The organism is Luteimonas sp. A277, assembly GCF_054052045.1.
Genome location: NZ_JBSVRG010000003.1, coordinates 137,229 through 153,384 on the forward strand (window position 1 = coordinate 137,229; position 16,156 = coordinate 153,384).

12 protein-coding genes are annotated in these 16,156 nt (G+C 67.1%); 7 read left to right on the forward strand and 5 right to left on the reverse strand.

Going from position 1 to position 16,156, the window contains the following annotated elements; all coding sequences use genetic code 11:
- Positions 1-234 precede the first annotated feature (234 nt).
- From ACW7G2_RS04265 to ACW7G2_RS04275, 3 genes are all read left to right on the forward strand, one after another.
- A complete protein-coding gene (locus ACW7G2_RS04265; RefSeq protein WP_456973076.1) occupies positions 235-2,385 on the forward strand; it encodes an adenosylcobalamin-dependent ribonucleoside-diphosphate reductase in 2,151 nt (716 codons plus the stop codon).
- Positions 2,386-2,457: 72 nt separating this feature from the next.
- Positions 2,458-3,255: a TSCPD domain-containing protein gene (locus ACW7G2_RS04270; RefSeq protein ID WP_456973078.1), complete on the forward strand. Its 798-nt coding sequence runs from the start codon at positions 2,458-2,460 to the stop codon at positions 3,253-3,255.
- An 85-nt stretch (positions 3,256-3,340) separates the two neighbouring features.
- Positions 3,341-4,747, forward strand: a complete 1,407-nt coding sequence (locus ACW7G2_RS04275) for a YbjN domain-containing protein (RefSeq protein ID WP_456973080.1) — start codon at positions 3,341-3,343, stop codon at positions 4,745-4,747.
- Between the two features lie 21 nt (positions 4,748-4,768).
- Here ACW7G2_RS04275 and cueR read toward each other — a convergent pair whose 3' ends face one another.
- The 3 genes from cueR to ACW7G2_RS04290 form a co-directional block, all read right to left on the reverse strand.
- Complete coding sequence (cueR, locus tag ACW7G2_RS04280; protein WP_456973082.1) at positions 4,769-5,173, reverse strand: Cu(I)-responsive transcriptional regulator; 405 nt, start codon at positions 5,171-5,173, stop codon at positions 4,769-4,771.
- On the reverse strand, positions 5,170-7,650 hold the full coding sequence (locus ACW7G2_RS04285; protein WP_456973084.1) for a heavy metal translocating P-type ATPase: 2,481 nt from the start codon (positions 7,648-7,650) through the stop codon (positions 5,170-5,172). The genes cueR and ACW7G2_RS04285 overlap by 4 nt, the downstream gene beginning before the upstream one ends.
- A gap of 200 nt (positions 7,651-7,850) precedes the next feature.
- Positions 7,851-9,245, reverse strand: a complete 1,395-nt coding sequence (locus ACW7G2_RS04290) for a KamA family radical SAM protein (protein WP_456973086.1) — start codon at positions 9,243-9,245, stop codon at positions 7,851-7,853.
- 285 nt (positions 9,246-9,530) lie between these two features.
- On the opposite strand from ACW7G2_RS04290, the gene ACW7G2_RS04295 reads away from it, so the two are divergent.
- Positions 9,531-10,817: an acyltransferase family protein gene (locus ACW7G2_RS04295; protein WP_456973088.1), complete on the forward strand. Its 1,287-nt coding sequence runs from the start codon at positions 9,531-9,533 to the stop codon at positions 10,815-10,817.
- A 12-nt stretch (positions 10,818-10,829) separates the two neighbouring features.
- Here ACW7G2_RS04295 and ACW7G2_RS04300 read toward each other — a convergent pair whose 3' ends face one another.
- Entirely contained in the window at positions 10,830-11,822 is a 993-nt protein-coding gene (locus ACW7G2_RS04300) for a glutathione S-transferase family protein (RefSeq protein WP_456973090.1), read from the reverse strand.
- Positions 11,823-11,915: 93 nt separating this feature from the next.
- Positions 11,916-12,380: a nucleoside deaminase gene (locus tag ACW7G2_RS04305; protein WP_456973092.1), complete on the reverse strand. Its 465-nt coding sequence runs from the start codon at positions 12,378-12,380 to the stop codon at positions 11,916-11,918.
- A gap of 80 nt (positions 12,381-12,460) precedes the next feature.
- Between ACW7G2_RS04305 and ubiE the strand changes: the two genes are divergently transcribed.
- The 3 genes from ubiE to ACW7G2_RS04320 all read left to right on the forward strand — a co-directional run bounded on the left by ubiE (position 12,461) and on the right by ACW7G2_RS04320 (position 16,150).
- Positions 12,461-13,219 (forward strand): bifunctional demethylmenaquinone methyltransferase/2-methoxy-6-polyprenyl-1,4-benzoquinol methylase UbiE, encoded by a 759-nt coding sequence (ubiE, locus tag ACW7G2_RS04310; RefSeq protein ID WP_456973093.1) that lies wholly within the window; start codon positions 12,461-12,463, stop codon positions 13,217-13,219.
- Between the two features lie 175 nt (positions 13,220-13,394).
- Positions 13,395-15,425: a M1 family metallopeptidase gene (locus tag ACW7G2_RS04315; protein WP_456973095.1), complete on the forward strand. Its 2,031-nt coding sequence runs from the start codon at positions 13,395-13,397 to the stop codon at positions 15,423-15,425.
- Positions 15,422-16,150 (forward strand): hypothetical protein, encoded by a 729-nt coding sequence (locus tag ACW7G2_RS04320; protein WP_456973097.1) that lies wholly within the window; start codon positions 15,422-15,424, stop codon positions 16,148-16,150. The genes ACW7G2_RS04315 and ACW7G2_RS04320 overlap by 4 nt, the downstream gene beginning before the upstream one ends.
- Positions 16,151-16,156: the final 6 nt, after the last annotated feature.

The window sequence follows — 16,156 nt, forward strand, 5'->3', positions numbered from 1 at the left end:
TTACCGAAGTGGACATGGCACAAGCAATGGGGGTTCGTATGAACAGGACCCATCGTCGCGGGGGACGGCGCCGGAACATGCTTACTGTGACGTGCGCCACGCAAATTATTCCATGACCGCTGCGTAGCGCGCTGCGCGGCGTGTATTGCCGTCGGCGCCAACAGGCCGGCGGCGGCCCTACAGAACAACGCGTGTCCGGACAGCTCCGGGCCGGAGAACAGGAGACAACACAGCATGAGCACGGTTCGCCTGGAGGCGGTACCCAAGCGCAAGGCGCTGGAGATCCCGATGCAGCCCGCATCGCTGGACATCTGGGACAAGAAATACCGCCTGATGACCAAGCAGGGCGAAGCCCTGGACGCCGACATCGACGGAACCTGGCAGCGCGTGGCCCGTGCCTTGGCCGATGCCGAGGGCGACGCCGAGAAGCGCAGCTACTGGTACGACCGGTTCCTGTGGGCGCTGCGCCGCGGGGCCATCCCTGCCGGCCGCATCACCTCCAACGCCGGCGCGCTGGAGCACAAGCCCGCCACCAGCACCATCAATTGCACCGTGTCCGGCACCATCGGCGACTCGATGGACGACATCCTGGAAAAGGTCCACGAAGCGGGCCTGACCCTGAAGGCCGGCTGCGGCATCGGCTACGAGTTCAGCACCCTGCGCCCGCGCGGGGCGTTCGTTGCGGGTGCGGGAGCCTACACGTCGGGTCCGATGTCGTTCATGGATATCTACGACAAGATGTGCTTCACCGTGTCTTCGGCCGGCGGCCGCCGCGGTGCGCAGATGGGCACCTTCGACGTGTCGCATCCCGACGTGCGCGATTTCATCCGCGCCAAGCGCGAGGACGGGCGCCTGCGCCAGTTCAACCTGTCGCTGCTGATCACCGATGGCTTCATGGAAGCGGTGGACACCGACGCCGACTGGCCGCTGGTGTTCCCGGTCAGCAAGAAGGAAGTCGACGACCTGGACATGAAGGATCCCGAGCAGGTGGTCTGGCGTGACTGGCCGCAGCACGAGGGCTACATCGTCCGCGATGACGGCCTGGTGGCATGCAAGATCTACGGCAAGGTCAAGGCCCGGCACCTGTGGGACATGATCATGGCGTCCACCTATGACTACGCCGAGCCGGGTTTCATCCTGATCGACCGCGTCAACGAGATGAACAACAACTGGTGGTGCGAGGACATCCGCGCCACCAACCCCTGCGGCGAGCAGCCGCTGCCGGCTTACGGTGCCTGCCTGCTGGGTTCGATCAACCTCACCAAGTTCGTAAGCAATCCGTTCACCGACCGGGCGGAATTCGACTGGGACGAGTACCGCGAAGTGGTGCACGTGTTCACCCGCATGCTCGACAACGTGGTGGAGATCAACGGCCTGCCGCTGGAACGGCAGCGTGCCGAGATCATGCGCAAGCGTCGCCACGGCATGGGCTTCCTTGGCCTGGGCAGCACGGTGACCATGCTGCGGATGAAGTACGGCTCGAAGGAAAGCTGCGAGTTCACCGAGCGGGTGGCCCGCGACATGGCCGTTGCCGGCTGGGAAACCGGCCTGGCGCTGGCAAAGGAAAAAGGCCCCGCGCCGATCATGGAAGAGCGCTTCACCGTGACCGCCGGGATGCTGCGCAAGCGCCCGGAGATGAAGAAGGACGGCTGGAAGGTCGGCCAGGAGATTTCCGGCAAGGTGCTGCACGCCCGCTACTCGCGCTACATGCAGAAGGTGGCCACGGTGGCCCCTGAGCTGGTGGAGGAGCTGGCCGAAGCCGGCGCGCGCTTCACCCACCACAGCTCGATCGCGCCGACCGGCACGATCTCGCTGAGCCTGGCCAACAACGCCTCCAACGGCATCGAGCCTTCGTTCGCGCACCACTACAGCCGCAACGTGATCCGCGAGGGCAAGAAGTCGAAGGAAAAGGTGGACGTGTTCTCCTTCGAACTGCTGGCCTATCGCGAGCTGATCAGCCCCAAGGCGATGCCGTACTCCGAGGATCCGGAAGCGCAGCTGCCGGACTACTTCATCTCCGCCGACGACATCACGCCCAAGGAACACGTGGACGTACAGGCCGCGGCGCAGAAGTGGGTGGACTCTTCGATCTCCAAGACCGCCAACGTGCCCACGGACTATCCGTTTGAGGACTTCAAGGACATCTACACCTATGCCCACCGCCAGGGCCTGAAGGGCTGCACCACCTTCCGCTTCAATCCGGCCGCCTTCCAGGGCGTGCTGGTCAAGGAGAAGGACCTGGAGAACACCACTTACCGCTTCGAGCTGGAGGACGGCCAAGTGGTGGAGGCCAAGGGCAATCAGGAGATCGATTACGACGGGGAGACCCATACCGCGGCCAACCTGTTCGACGCCCTGAAGGAAGGCTATTACGGCAAGTTCTGACCTGGCCGCCTCCCGCAGCGCGGCCAGCCAGGCCGGACCCAACGACGCAACGCATTACCGAGAGACCCGCAAATGACCCTCAGGATCGAGAAGAAGATCACCGGATACTCCGTTGTCACCCCGGATGACAAAAAGGAACCCGTGTCCGCGCCGGCAGCCGAAAGCAAGGCGCCGCGGGCTGCCGAAGTGATCCAGATGCACGAGCGCATCGAGCGCCCCGACGTGCTGATTGGCTCCACCTACAAGATCAAGTCGCCGCTGGTGGAGCACGCCATGTACGTGACCATCAACGACATCGTGCTCAACGCCGGCACCGAGCACGAGCAGCGCCGCCCGTTCGAGATCTTCATCAACTCCAAGTCCATGGAGCACTTCCAGTGGATCGTGGCGCTGACCCGGATCATGAGCGCCGTGTTCCGCAAGGGCGGCGACGTGACCTTCCTGGTGGAGGAAATGAAGGCTGTGTTCGACCCCAGTGGCGGCTACTTCAAGGCCGGCGGCGTGTACATGCCCTCGCTGGTGGCCGAGCTGGGCTACATCGTTGAAGAGCACCTGAAGAGCATCGGCCTGCTGCACGATCCGGACATGAGCGACGAGCAGCGCGCGCTGATCGCCGAGAAGCGGCGCCAGTACGAGGACCGCTCAAAAAAAAACGCTGACGCCACCAGCCGCGCCGAAGACGCCGGCCCGGTAGGCGACCTGCTGGGCGAGCAGGGCCGGGACGGCGCCGGTGAGGACATTGCAGTCACCGGCGACGGCACCAGCTTCCCGCCCTCGGCCACCATGTGCCACAAGTGCAGCACCAAGGCCATCGTGATCATGGATGGCTGCGCCACGTGTCTGAATTGCGGCTACAGCAAGTGCGGGTAGGCCGGAGGCCGGCCTGACCCGGGGCAGGGCCCGCCCGCATACGGGCCCAGTCGCTTCCGCCTGCGGGCGGGCACAGGGGGAGTGGATGAAGTACGCGGCATTGTTGGCGCTGTTTGCGCCGCTGTCGGTGGCTGTCGCCGGGGGGCCGGTCACCGGCCCAGAGGTGATGACCCTGCTGGAAGAGGTGGGGCACAGCGCGGAGCTGGACCAGGATGGCGTGGGGGATCCGCTGATCCTCACCGGGGTGGGGGAGCTGGGCTACCGCATCTATTTCTACGACTGCGAGGACGGCGCCTGCGAGGCGTTGCAGTTCCGCCTTGGGCTGGACCTTGCGGACGGTGCCACCGCGGACATGGTCAATGACTTCAACCGCGACTATCGCTATGGGCGCAGCTTTCTGGACGCGGAAAGCGATCCGTTCCTGTTGATGGACGTGGAAATGACCCACGCCGATCACGCCAGCCAGTTGCGCACCCACCTGGGCATCTGGGAGGGGCTGGTGGATTCCTTCACCCGGGCGATGGACTTTCATCGCAATGGTGGCAGCTGGGAAGAGGAGCGGATTGCATGGCCGATGGCGCCGCTGCCGGGCGGGTCCCTGCTGTATGACAGCAGCCATGCCTCGGTCAACGCCAGTGATGCGGGACGCGTGGAGATCCGTTCCAGTGGCCTGACCCGCATCTGGCTGGAGGACGGCGACGCCGATGCCGACGGCTACCTGCAGCGCTGGATGTCCAGCCAGACCAGCGTTGACGTGGAGGGGGCCCCGGCGGAGTTGGAGGAGGTCCTCTCCAATGCGATCCGCGCGTTCGACGGGATCGTGCTGGAAGTGGAGCTGGATGACGAGGGCCATTACACCGCGATCGCCAACCTGGAACAGATCCAGCCGCTGTATCGGGAAACCATGCGCGGGATGTTCACCAACCTCGGCGCTGCGCTGATGGAAGGCAACGTGGTCGATGAAGTGTCGGCCGGGATGGCGGGGATGGAGTCAATGCTTGACGCATTGACCGCTCCCCAGGTGCTGGAGGGCCAGCTGGCCGAACTGCTGGTGGCGTACAACTTTCCGGCAGGCGGAGGCCTGCAGCTGGACCGGGAGTATGCCTACCAGGACGAAGGTGCCAGCCCGTTCGGCGGTGAGACCATTCCCATGAACAACACCATGCTGCTGCGCGCTTCCCAGCAGGTGCCCGGGCACTACGAGCTGGTGTGGACCATCGTGCCGGATCCGGAAGCCACCTGGTCTGTAATCGGCGCTGCGGCGCGGCACCTGATCGGCGGCGTTGTGGACGGCCATGAAGGTGCCGACGAGCTGATTGACCGGGAGCTGGAGGCGCTGGGCCGTGATGCCAGCTTCAGTACCACGGTCACTTACCGCATCGACCCGTTCACCGGCGTGGTGCAGCACATGGAGCACGTGGCCACCAAGCGTTTTGGTGGCAAGGAAGAAGTGGAGACAAGCGTGCTGGCCCTGCGCGTGGCGGGGCCGTAGGACCAGGCATTCGCCGCTGCGCTATGCGCGCGCCGCGCCGCTCTCTTGCAGGCCTTCCAGGATCGGACAGTCCGGCCGGTCGTCGCCGGCACAGCAGTCGGCGAGGGTCTGCAGGGTGTCGGCCATCTGCTGCAGTTTGGCGATGCGCTCCTGCAGGTCGGCGATGTGGGTCCTGGCCAGGCGTTTGACGTCGGCGCTGCGGCGCGAGCGGTCGTTCCACAGGTCCAGCAGCTCGCCGATCTCGGCGACTGAAAAGCCAAGGTCGCGGGCGCGGCGGATGAAGCGCAGGCGGTGCACGTCGGCATCGTCGTAGATGCGGTAGCCGGAGGCGCTGCGGCTGGCCGCCGGGATCAGTCCGGCCTGTTCGTAGTAGCGGATCATCTTGGCCGAAACGCCGGAGGCGCTGGACGCTTCGCCGATGTTCATCGCGCGCTCGCCGCCGTGGCGGGCGCCGCCGGCTGGAAGCCGCGCAGCCGCAGCGCGTTGGTGACCACGAACACGCTGGACAGCGCCATCGCGCCGGCCGCGAACATGGGCGAAAGCAGGATCCCGAAGGCCGGATACAGCACGCCGGCCGCCACCGGGATCAGGGCCACGTTGTAGGCGAAGGCCCAGAACAGGTTCTGGCGGATGTTGCGGATCGTGGCCTGCGACAGGGCGATGGCATTGGGCACGCCCTGCAGACTGCCGGACATCAGCACCACGTCGGCGGCCTCGATGGCGATATCGGTGCCGGTGCCGATGGCAATGCCCACGTCGGCCTCGGCCAGTGCCGGGGCATCGTTGATGCCGTCGCCGACAAAGGCCAGTCGGCCGTGCTGCTCGCGCAGCTTGCGCACCGCGTCCACCTTGCCGTCGGGCAAGACCTCGGCCACAACCTCGTCGATCCCGAGTCGATCGGCGATCGCGCGCGCGGTGCGGGCGTTGTCGCCAGTGACCATGGCCACCTTGATGCCGAGCGCGTGCAGGGCGTCGATGGCGCCGGCGGTATCGGTCTTGACCGGATCGGCGACGGCGAGGATTGCGGCCAGACGGCCATCGATCGCTGCGTACATCGGCGACTTTCCTTCGCTGCCCAGGCGCTCGGCGACCGCGGCGAAGGTGTCCACAGCAAGGCCCAGCGAGCGCATGTGCCGGTCGGCGCCCACTTCCACCGAGCGGCCATCGACGCTGGCGCGCACGCCCATGCCGGTGATTGACTCGAACTCCTCCGGGTCGGGCATCTGAATCCCTTCCTCCGCGGCAGCGTCCACGATGGCCCGCGCAATCGGATGCTCCGAACGCGACTCCACCGCCGCCACCAGACGCAGCACCTCTTCGCGCGCGAAGCCCTCGGCCAGCTCCAGGTCGGTCAGCGACGGGCGCCCCTCGGTCAGCGTGCCGGTCTTGTCCACCGCCACCACCCGCGCCTCGCGCAGCAGCTGCAGCGCCTGGCCGTTGCGGAACAGCACGCCCAGCTCGGCGCCGCGGCCGGTGCCGACCATGATCGAAGTCGGGGTGGCCAGACCCATGGCGCAGGGACAGGCGATGATCAGCACCGCCACCGCGTTGACCACGGCAAAGGTCAGCGCCGGAGAGGGCCCAAACGCCAGCCAGATCAGGAATGTCAGCACGGCCGCGGCCATGACCGCGGGTACGAACCACAGGGTGATCCGGTCCACCGCGGCCTGGATCGGCAGCTTGGCGCCCTGCGCTTCCTGGACCATGCGGATGATCTGCGCCAGCACGGTCTTGCCGCCCACCGCGGTGGCCCGCAGCACCAGCGCGCCCTTCTGGTTGACGGTGCCGCCCACCACGCTGCTGCCGGGTGATTTCTCCACCGGGACCGGTTCACCGGTCACCATGGATTCGTCGATCCAGCTGGTGCCCTCGACCACCTCTCCGTCTACCGGTACGCGCTCGCCGGGGCGTACGTGCACCAGGTCACCGTCTGCCACTTCGTCGATCGGGATCTCCACGATCTGGCCATCGCGCGAGACTCGCGCCTGCCGCGGCTGCAGCCCGACCAGACGCTTGATTGCCTCGGAGGTGCGGCCCTTGGCCCGCGCCTCCAGCCAGCGGCCAAGCAGGATCAGCGCCACGATCACCGCGGCGGCTTCGTAGTACACGTTGACGGTGCCTTCGGGCAGGACGTCCGGCAGGAAGGTGGCCACCACCGAGTAGCCCCAGGCCGCCAGGGTCCCGACCGCGACCAGCGAGTTCATGTCCGGTGCCAGCCGCAGCAGGGCCGGGATGCCGGCCGTATAGAAGCGCCGGCCCGGCCAGGCCAGCACCAGCGAGGTCAGCACGAACTGGAAGTACCAGCTGTTCTGCAGGCCCACGTTGCGCACCACCCAGTCGTGCATCGGCGGCAACAGGTGCGAGCCCATTTCCAGGATGAACACCGGCAGGGCCAGGGCGATGGCCACCAGCAGGTCCCGGCGCAAACTGGTGCGCTCGGCGTCCTGGCGGATCGCCGCTTCGTCGTTGTCAGCGGACGCAAGGGCATCCACGACCCGGGCGCCGTAGCCGGCCTGTGCCACTGCCGCCAGCACCGCTTGCCCCGCCGCAGTGCCGCGGACCGTGGCCCGCTCGGTGGCAAGGTTGACGCTGGCTTCTTCAACGCCGGGGACGGCCAGCAGGGCGCGCTCGATGTTGCCCACGCAGGAGCCGCAGTGCATGCCCTCGATGACCAGCGTGGTGGACGTGGCAGGGACGGGGTAGCCGGCTTTTTCCAGTGCTTCCACCAGGGTGCCGTGGTCCAGCGTGCGTCCCGCCGCGGCCTGCACGGTGACGCGCCCGGCGGCGAGGTTCGCCGCCACGCTGGCCACGCCATCCACCTTGCCCAGCGCGGCCTCGATCCGGCCCACGCAGGACCCGCAGTTCATGCCCTGGACGGGCAAGCTGATCTTTTCCTGTGTCATGCCGGCAGCATAGACCTTCCCACGATGGGAAGGTCAAGGCCGCGGATTTCCTCGTAGGAGCGCGGCCATGCGCGCGAAGCCGCGTGACATTTGGCGCCGGAACGCGGCTTCGTTTACGACGCGGTAACCGAAGCCGGTCGGCGATGCTTCGATTCACGCGGTTTCGCGCGCGTGGCGCGCTCCTACAGATCGATTGCCGGCTAGATGAGGGCCAGCTTTTCTTCCTTCATGTCGGAGAACTCTTCTTCGTAGAAGAACTTCTCCGCGCCCAGCGCCGGCTTCAGGTCCGGCAGCCAGGTGGCGGTTTCGTCGTACTTGGCGAAGAACGGACGCTGCACCCAGTCCGGGTTGCGTCCCTGGATCAGGCGCAACACGAACACCTTCTCACCGTTGATCTCGGTCACGCCCTGGATCTCGACCTTGCCCGGGTCCGCCGACATCGACGGCCCGCGCGCAGTGCGGGCCAGGCCGGATACGCGCTGCATGGCCTCGCGGTAGATCTCCCAGGCCTTGACCAGCGGCACCTCGAAATAATGGCGCGCGCCGGTGTCGCGTTCCACGAACATGTAGTACGGCACCATGCCCAGCTGCACCTGGGTACTCCACATCCGCGTCCAGACATCGACATCGTCGTTGATGTGGTGCAGCAGCGGCGCCTGGGTGCGGATCTGCGCGCCGGTGGCGCGGATGCGGCGGATCGCCTCGCGGCAGATCGGCGTTTCCATCTCGCGCCAGTGGTTGAAGTGGGCCATGAAGGCCACGTGCTTGCCGGCCTCCACCAGCTCGCGCAGCAGCGCCAGCACCTCGTCCGCGTCCGGATCGGTCACGAAGCGGTACGGCCAGAAGGTCAGGCTCTTTGAGCCGATGCGGATATTGGTGACGTGCGCCAGCTCGGGCTTCATCAGGCCTTCGAGGTAATTGCGCAGGTGGCGCGCCTTCATCACCATGGGATCGCCGCCGGTCATCAGCAGGTCGCTGACCTCCGGGTGGGCGGCAAGGTAGGCGTGCAGCTGGTCTGCCTCGTTGGAGGCAAAGCGCAGCTCCTTGTCACCCACGAACTGCGCCCAGCGGAAGCAGAAGGTGCAGTAGCTGTGGCACACCTGCCCCTGGCTGGGGAAGAACAGCACCGTCTCGCGGTACTTGTGCTGCATGCCGGGCAGCGGCTCGCCGTCGAGCATGGGCAGGTTGAGGTCCATCTGCCCGGCCGGATGGGGATTGAGCGCATCGCGCACCCGCTTGATCACCGGCGCCATCTCCGCGTTGGTCGCTTCATTGCGAACGAGCGCGGCCACTTCGTCGAAGTGCTCCGGCAGCAGCATTCCGCGCTGCGGGAACACCAGCCGGAAGATCGGATCATCCGGCACGTTGCTCCAGTCGATCAGCTCCTCGAGCACATAGTCGTTGACCCGGAACGGCAGCACCTGGCTGACGACCTTCATCTCGAACCGCATCGCCTCTGGCAGCGCCTGGACCTGCTTGATGTTGTCAAGCTGGCGATGGGTATAGACCTTGAACTGACGCGGGGAGAAGTGTGCGGCGGTGTCTGCTTCTTCCCCGGTCTGGTCCGGCTGATAGGCGTGCGCAAGTGCTTCCATAGAAATCTCCACAGTTGAGGACGCCAGTCGCGGGGCACGGGTGCCCTGCGGAATTGCCGCCTGGAAATCGATTTTTGGGGCCGGGTGGGCAGGAGCGCGGGCGAACGAGTGCCCGCGACAGAGCCGCGAAGTAAAGAAGGTGTCCCCGACTAGCGAAGGGACTGCCAGGGCGCACCCCGTCTTGAGCGGCTCGGCGCGGCAATCCTCAGTCAGGGTAACAAACGACAGTGACCGCTGCAGATGCGTGCCCCGGGCCTGCGCAAGTGCCTTGGGTATGATCCGGCGATGAGCGAACGTGACCGCTATCCCGATGCCCTGCGCGCAGGCGCGCTGCTGGTGGTTGTCTTCGGCCACTGGGTCGCGACGCTGCCGCGGATGGAGCAGGGCCGCCTGGCCGGCACCGACCATCTGCTTGGCATCTGGGACGCGGCCGGAGCGATCACCTGGCTGGTGCAGGTGGTGCCGCTGTTCGTCTTCGTGTCGGCCGCGGTCAGCACGCCGGGTGTGCTGCGGCGGCTGGACGATGGCGGGTCGCAGCGGAGCTGGTGGGCAGGGCGTGCGTTGGGGCTGGCCCGGCCCACGGTGACCTACCTCGCCGTGCTCGCCGCGCTTGCGCTGATGGCGCTGTTCACCGGCGGGCGACTGCTGGAAACATTCAATACCTCGCTCACCATCCACCTGTGGTTCCTGCTGATGCTGCTGGCTGTGCAGGCGCTGTTGCCGCTGGCGGTGCGGGCCGATCGGAGGTTCGGACTGGGTGCGGTGGCCGGGCTGGTGGCCCTGGCGGCGGTGGCGGACCTGCTTCGTGCCGGCATACGCGCACCTGCCGATCTGCTTGAACTTGGCGCACGCGTGCGCGAAAGCGCGCCCGGCATCGGCTGGATCAACATGCTTGCGGTGTGGCTGCTGCCCCAGCAGCTGGGCGTTGCCTGGAAGCAGGGCCGCTTTGCCGGCGCGCGTGCCGGTGCTGCCTGGCTGCTGCTTGGCGTGGCATGGCTCGCGGCGGCGATCGCCAGCGGCTATCCCGTGGCGATGGTCGGCGTGGAGCTGGCCGGCAACAACATGCTGCCGCCCACCCTGGCCCTGATCGGGGTGATGTGGGTGCAGGTGGGCCTGGTGCTGCTGGGCGAGGCGCCGGCGCGCCGGTTCCTGGCCCGGCACCCGGTGGCGCGGGTGGTGGCGGTGCTGGGTGCGCTGGGGATGCCGCTGTACCTGTGGCACAAGCTGGCCGAGCTGCCGGCGGCGTGGCTGGGGGAGCGCCTGGGCGCGCCGATCGATGCCGGTGATCCCGGCCAGCCGGGGTTCTGGCTGGGTCGGCTGCTGTGGATCGCACTCTGCGCGCTGGTGGTGGCACCGGTGATGGCGCTGGTGGTGGGCTTCGAGATGCGCCGCCGGCGCGATGTGGAACAGGCCGGTGGCGACGCGGCGATCATTGCTGGCGGCATTGCCCTGTTCGGCGGACTGGGTGCGGCGCTGGCACTGGGCGTGGTGCCGGGCGCGCTGATCGGCCTGGCGGGCGTGGCGGCGGCCTCATGGCTGCTGCGTGCGCGAGCGCCGCAGCCAGGGGCCTGAGCGGCACGCCGGTTACGGTGCCGGATCGGCCGGCAGGTGCCCGCGGCCGTGCGCGGCATCCAGATCCTCGATCGGCCCCAGCGGCACGATGCCGTTCGGGTTGATGGTGTCGTGGCTGCGGTAGTAGTGCTGCTTGATGTGGTCGAAGTTGACCGTCGCCGCCACCCCCGGCCACTGGTACAGCTCGCGCAGGTAGCCGGACAGGTTCGGGTAATCGGCGATGCGGCGCAGGTTGCACTTGAAGTGGCCGTGATACACCGGATCGAAACGCAGCAGGGTGGTGAACAGGCGCCAGTCGGCCTCGGTGATGCGCCGGCCGAGCAGGTAGCGGCGTTCGGCCAGGCGTCCGTCCATTTCATCCAGCGCCTCGAACAGCTTCGTCACTTCCTCCTCGTACACGTCCTGTTCGGTGGCGAAGCCGACCTTGTACACGCCGTTGTTGATGGCGTCATAGACCCGCTGGTTGATCGCGTCGATATCGGCGAGCAGTTCCTGCGGCGCGTAGTCGCTCGGTTTTGCACCCACGTCGTCGAAGGCCGAGTTGAGGATGCGGATGATCTCACCGGACTCGTTGTTGACGATGGTGTTGCGCTGCGTGTCCCACAACACCGGCACGGTGACCCGGCCGCTGTAATCGGACTGCGCCCGCTGATAGACCTCGTACATGTAACGCGCGCCGTCCGGGTCGGGGACCACGCCGTCTCCGGGTTCGAACGTCCAGCCCTTTTCGGCCATGTACGGGTTGACCACGAACACCGGGATCATCTCTTCCAGTCCCTTCAGGGTACGGAAGATCAGCGTGCGGTGGGCCCAGGGACAGGCCAGGCACACGTACAACCTGTAGCGGCCGGCTTCGGCCTTGAAGCCACCCTCGCCGCTGGGGCCGGCGCTGCCGTCGGAGGTGATCCAGTTGCGGAACTGGGCATCGGTGCGGACGAAGCGCCCGCCCGTGCTGGAGGTGTCATACCACTGGTCGATCCAGCGGCCGTCGATCAACAGGCCCATGGCCGGTCTCCTCAGGTTGCGTCGCCCAAGGATGCACCGGCCCGGGTGGACGCCGCGTTGCGCTGGCAGTCCGTTGCGTTCCAGCGCGGCCGCTCAGTCGACGCCGATATCCTCGTTCCACACGCCCGGATTGGCGGCGATCCAGTCGGCCATCATGCGGATGCAGCCGGCGTCGTCGAGATCGATCACTTCCACCCCGTGCTCGCGCAGCCAGTCATGGCCGCCCTGGAAATTGACCGCTTCGCCCATCACCACGGTGCCGATGCCGAACTGGCGCACCAGGCCGCTGCAGTACCAGCACGGCGAGAGGGTGGTGACCATGATGGTGTCGCGGTAGCTGCGCTGGCGGCCGGCCTTGCGGAAAGCGTCGGTCTCGCCGTGCACCGAGGGGTCGTTCTCCTGCACCCGGCGGTTGCGGCCGCGGCCGAGCAGGGTGCCGTCGCGGTGGAACAGGGCGGCGCCGATCGGGATGCCGCCCTCGGCCAGGCCCGCGCGGGCCTCGGCAACGGCGGTTTCAAGCAGGGCGCGGTAGTCGGGCCGGTAATTGGGCGTGGTCATGGCCGGTTCCAGATGAAGGATGACCGAGGATAGGCAGCCACGGCGGCACCGTCACCCCGGAGGGTGCGATAATTCCCCGCATGAGCGCATCCGACAAATCCGGTACCACCCACTTCGGCTTCCGCGACGTGCCGGTGGGCGAGAAGCAGAAACTCGTTGGCCAGGTGTTTTCCTCGGTCGCAGGTAGCTACGACCTGATGAACGACCTGATGAGCCTGGGCATCCACCGGATCTGGAAGCGCTATTTCACCGCTACCGCGCTGGTGAAGCCTGGCGACCGGGTGCTGGACCTGGCGGGCGGCACGGGCGATATCGCCGCGCTGCTGCGTCCGCGCCTGGGCGAGGACGGCGAGGTGGTGCTGGGCGATATCAACGGCGAGATGCTGCGCGTGGGCCGCGATCGCATGACCGACCGCGGGCAGGTGCGTGGCTTCAAGCATGTGCAGTGCAACGCCCAGGCGCTGCCGTTCCCGGATGCAAGCTTTGACCTCGTCACGATCGCCTTCGGCCTGCGCAACGTGACCGACAAGGACGCTGCCCTGCGCGAGATGTACCGGGTGCTGAAAGTGGGCGGCCAGGCCCGGGTGCTGGAATTTTCCGAGGTCACCGTGGACTGGTTCAAGCCGATCTACGACTTCCATTCCTTCAAGGTGCTGCCGCGGCTGGGCAGGCTGTTTGCCAGCGACGCCGACAGCTACCAGTACCTGGCCGAATCGATCCGCCAGCATCCGCCGCAGGAAGAGCTGAAGGCGATGATGGAAGCGGCCGGCTTCGCGCGCTGCGGCTACCGCAACCTGTCGGCCGGCATCGTCGCCATCCACGACGGCTACAAGGTCTGACCGTTGGCAACGCGGGCAGGCCGGTGCAGCGCCCCTGTGCGGAACACGCCGTAAATCCATCCATGGAGGCTTCGCGGCGCCATCCATGGCGCCGAGAGTTCCGCACAGGGGTGCATGACACCTCCTGAGCGGCGGTAGACTTGGGAGTTCCGATCCTCCGAGGACTGGCCCTGCCATGCGTTTTCCCCTGATCCGATCCCGCCTGACCCCCCTGATGGCGTTGCCCCTGTTCGCCCTGCTCGCCGTGGGCTGCCAGCGCGAGCCAACCCCGGAGACCGCCACTCCGGCGCCACGACCGGAGGCCGCCGTGACCACCATCGACCGCGACGAGCATTCCTACGCCGAGCCGCACAAGGTGGTGATTGAAGACCTGGCGCTGGATCTGGCGCTGGATTTCGACACCCGCACCCTCGCCGGTACCGCCAGCTACACCTTGGAATGGAAGGACGGTGAGGCGACCGAGCTGCTGCTCGACACCCGCGATCTGACCATTGAGCAGGTGGAAGGCGAGGCGGGCAGCGGCTGGCAGCCGCTCGAATTCACCCTGGACGACGAGGATCCGGTGTTCGGCAGCCGGCTCATCGTGCAGACCCCGGAGCGCCCGGAACGGGTCCGCGTGACCTACCGCACGGCCCCGGAAGCCTCCGGCCTGCAGTGGCTGGAGCCGTCCATGACCGAGGGCGGCGAGCTGCCCTTCATGTTCAGCCAGTCGCAGGCCATCCACGCCCGCAGCTGGGTGCCGCTGCAGGACACGCCCAGCGTGCGTTACACCTACAGCGCGCGCATCACCACCCGCCCGGACGTGATGGTGCTGATGAGCGCCGACAACGATCCGGACGCCGGGCGCGACGGTGAATACCACTTCACCATGCCGCAGAAGATCCCGTCCTACCTGATGGCGATTGCCGCCGGCGACCTGGTGTTCAAGCCGATCTCCGAACGTGTCGGCGTGTGGGCCGAGCCGGCCACGGTGGACGCGGCGGTGGCCGAGTTCGAAGACACCGAAAAGATGGTCCAGACCGCGGAATCGCTGTACGGCGACTACCGCTGGGGCCGCTACGATCTGCTGATCCTGCCGCCGTCCTTCCCTTACGGAGGTATGGAAAACCCGCGCCTGTCGTTCATCACCCCGACGGTGATCGTGGGCGACAAGTCGCTGGTGTCGCTGATTGCGCATGAGCTGGCCCACAGCTGGTCGGGCAACCTGGTGACCAATGCCAGCTGGAAGGACATGTGGCTCAACGAAGGCTTCACCTCGTACGTGGAGAACCGCATCGTCGAGGAGATCTACGGCAAGGAATTCGCTGATATGGAGTGGGTGATCTCGCGCCGCGGGCTGGAGCAGGAGATCGAGGGCGTGCGTCCCGGCCTGCAGGTGCTGGCCGTGCAGCCGGACGATGCCGCAGACCCGGAGGACACCTTCAGCTCGGTGGCCTATGACAAGGGCGCGTGGTTCCTGCAGTTCCTGGAGGAGCGCTTCGGCCGCGAGACGCTGGATGCCTTCCTGCGCCAGTACTTCGACCATTTCGCGTTCCAAAGCATGACCACCCCCGAGTTCGTGGAGTACCTCAAGGCCGAGCTGGTATCGCAGAACCCGACCGCGGTCAGTGAGGCGGAGCTGGACGAATGGCTGTACCAGCCGGGCATTCCGATGTCGGCGCCGCAGGTGCTGTCGCCGCGACTTGGCCTGGTGGATTCAGCGCGCCTGGCATGGCGTGGCAGCGACCAGCTGCCGCCGCCACAGCTGACCCTGGAGTGGAGCACCCAGGAATGGATCCACTTCCTGGAAGGCATGCCGGACACGCTGAGCCTGGAGCAGATGGCGCAGCTCGATACCGCCTACATGTTCAGCGACACCCCCAACGGCGAGATCGCCATGCGCTGGTTCCCGCTGGCGGTGCGCAGTGGCTACGCGATTGCGCAGTCGCAAATGGAGGCGTTCCTGGAGCGCATCGGCCGGCGCAAGCTGGTGATGCCGGTGTACGAGGCGCTGGTGCAGACGCCCGAGGGCTTGGCCCTGGCAAAGGACGTGCTGGAACGCGCCCGCCCGGGCTACCACCCGATCACCACGGCTTCGGTGGAGCAGGTCATCGCCCGCGCGCAGCCGGCAGGTGACACGGCGCCCGCACCGGTGTCGCCGGTGCTGGAAGGCTTGCAGGACGGCGTGCAAGGCGATACGGCTGACGAGGCGGTGGATCCGTCATGAGGGCGGGCGCACGTCTTGCCCTGATGCTGGCAGCCGCGGTGGCGTTGGCCGCCTGTGGCGATCCCGAGGCCGAAGCGCAGGCGCGCGCCGAGGCCCAGGCCGCGGTGAGCGAGCGTGAGGCCACCGAGGCAGAGGCCGGCTTCAATACGGCGGTGTCGGACGAAAACTGGGCGCTGGCCAAAGCCCACGCCGATGTGCTGCTGGCGCGCTGGCCGGACACCGAAGCGGCAGAGCGCGTAGGCGGGCAGTTCGATGAGGTCAAGGACAAGGCCGACGCCATCCGCGAGGCCGACCGAGCCGCCCGGCTGTGGACCTACAACGTGCAGGAAGTGAAGGGCGGGCAGCAGCGCTCGGCGCAGATCCATTCACAGGAACCGGCGGAGATCGGCGGCGTTCGCGGCCAGGTGCAGTTGATCTTCCGCGACCATCCGGACTGGGGCCGCAGCAGCTACCTGGTGCTGCCGGGCGGCGACTTTGCCCGCGCCTGTTACCGCGCCTGCCGGGTCACCGTGACCATCGATGATGGCGAGCCGCGGCGCATGGCCGCCAACCGTCCGGATACCGACGAGGCGATTGCGATGTTCATCGATGACAACCGCGCGCTGTGGCGGGCCATCGATGGTGCGCAGCAGCTGGTGATCGAGTTTCCGGTGCAGCCGGATGGCGCCCGCACCGCTGAATTCGAAGTGGCGGGCCTCGACCGCGCAAGGGTGCCCTGGGACTGACTGGCC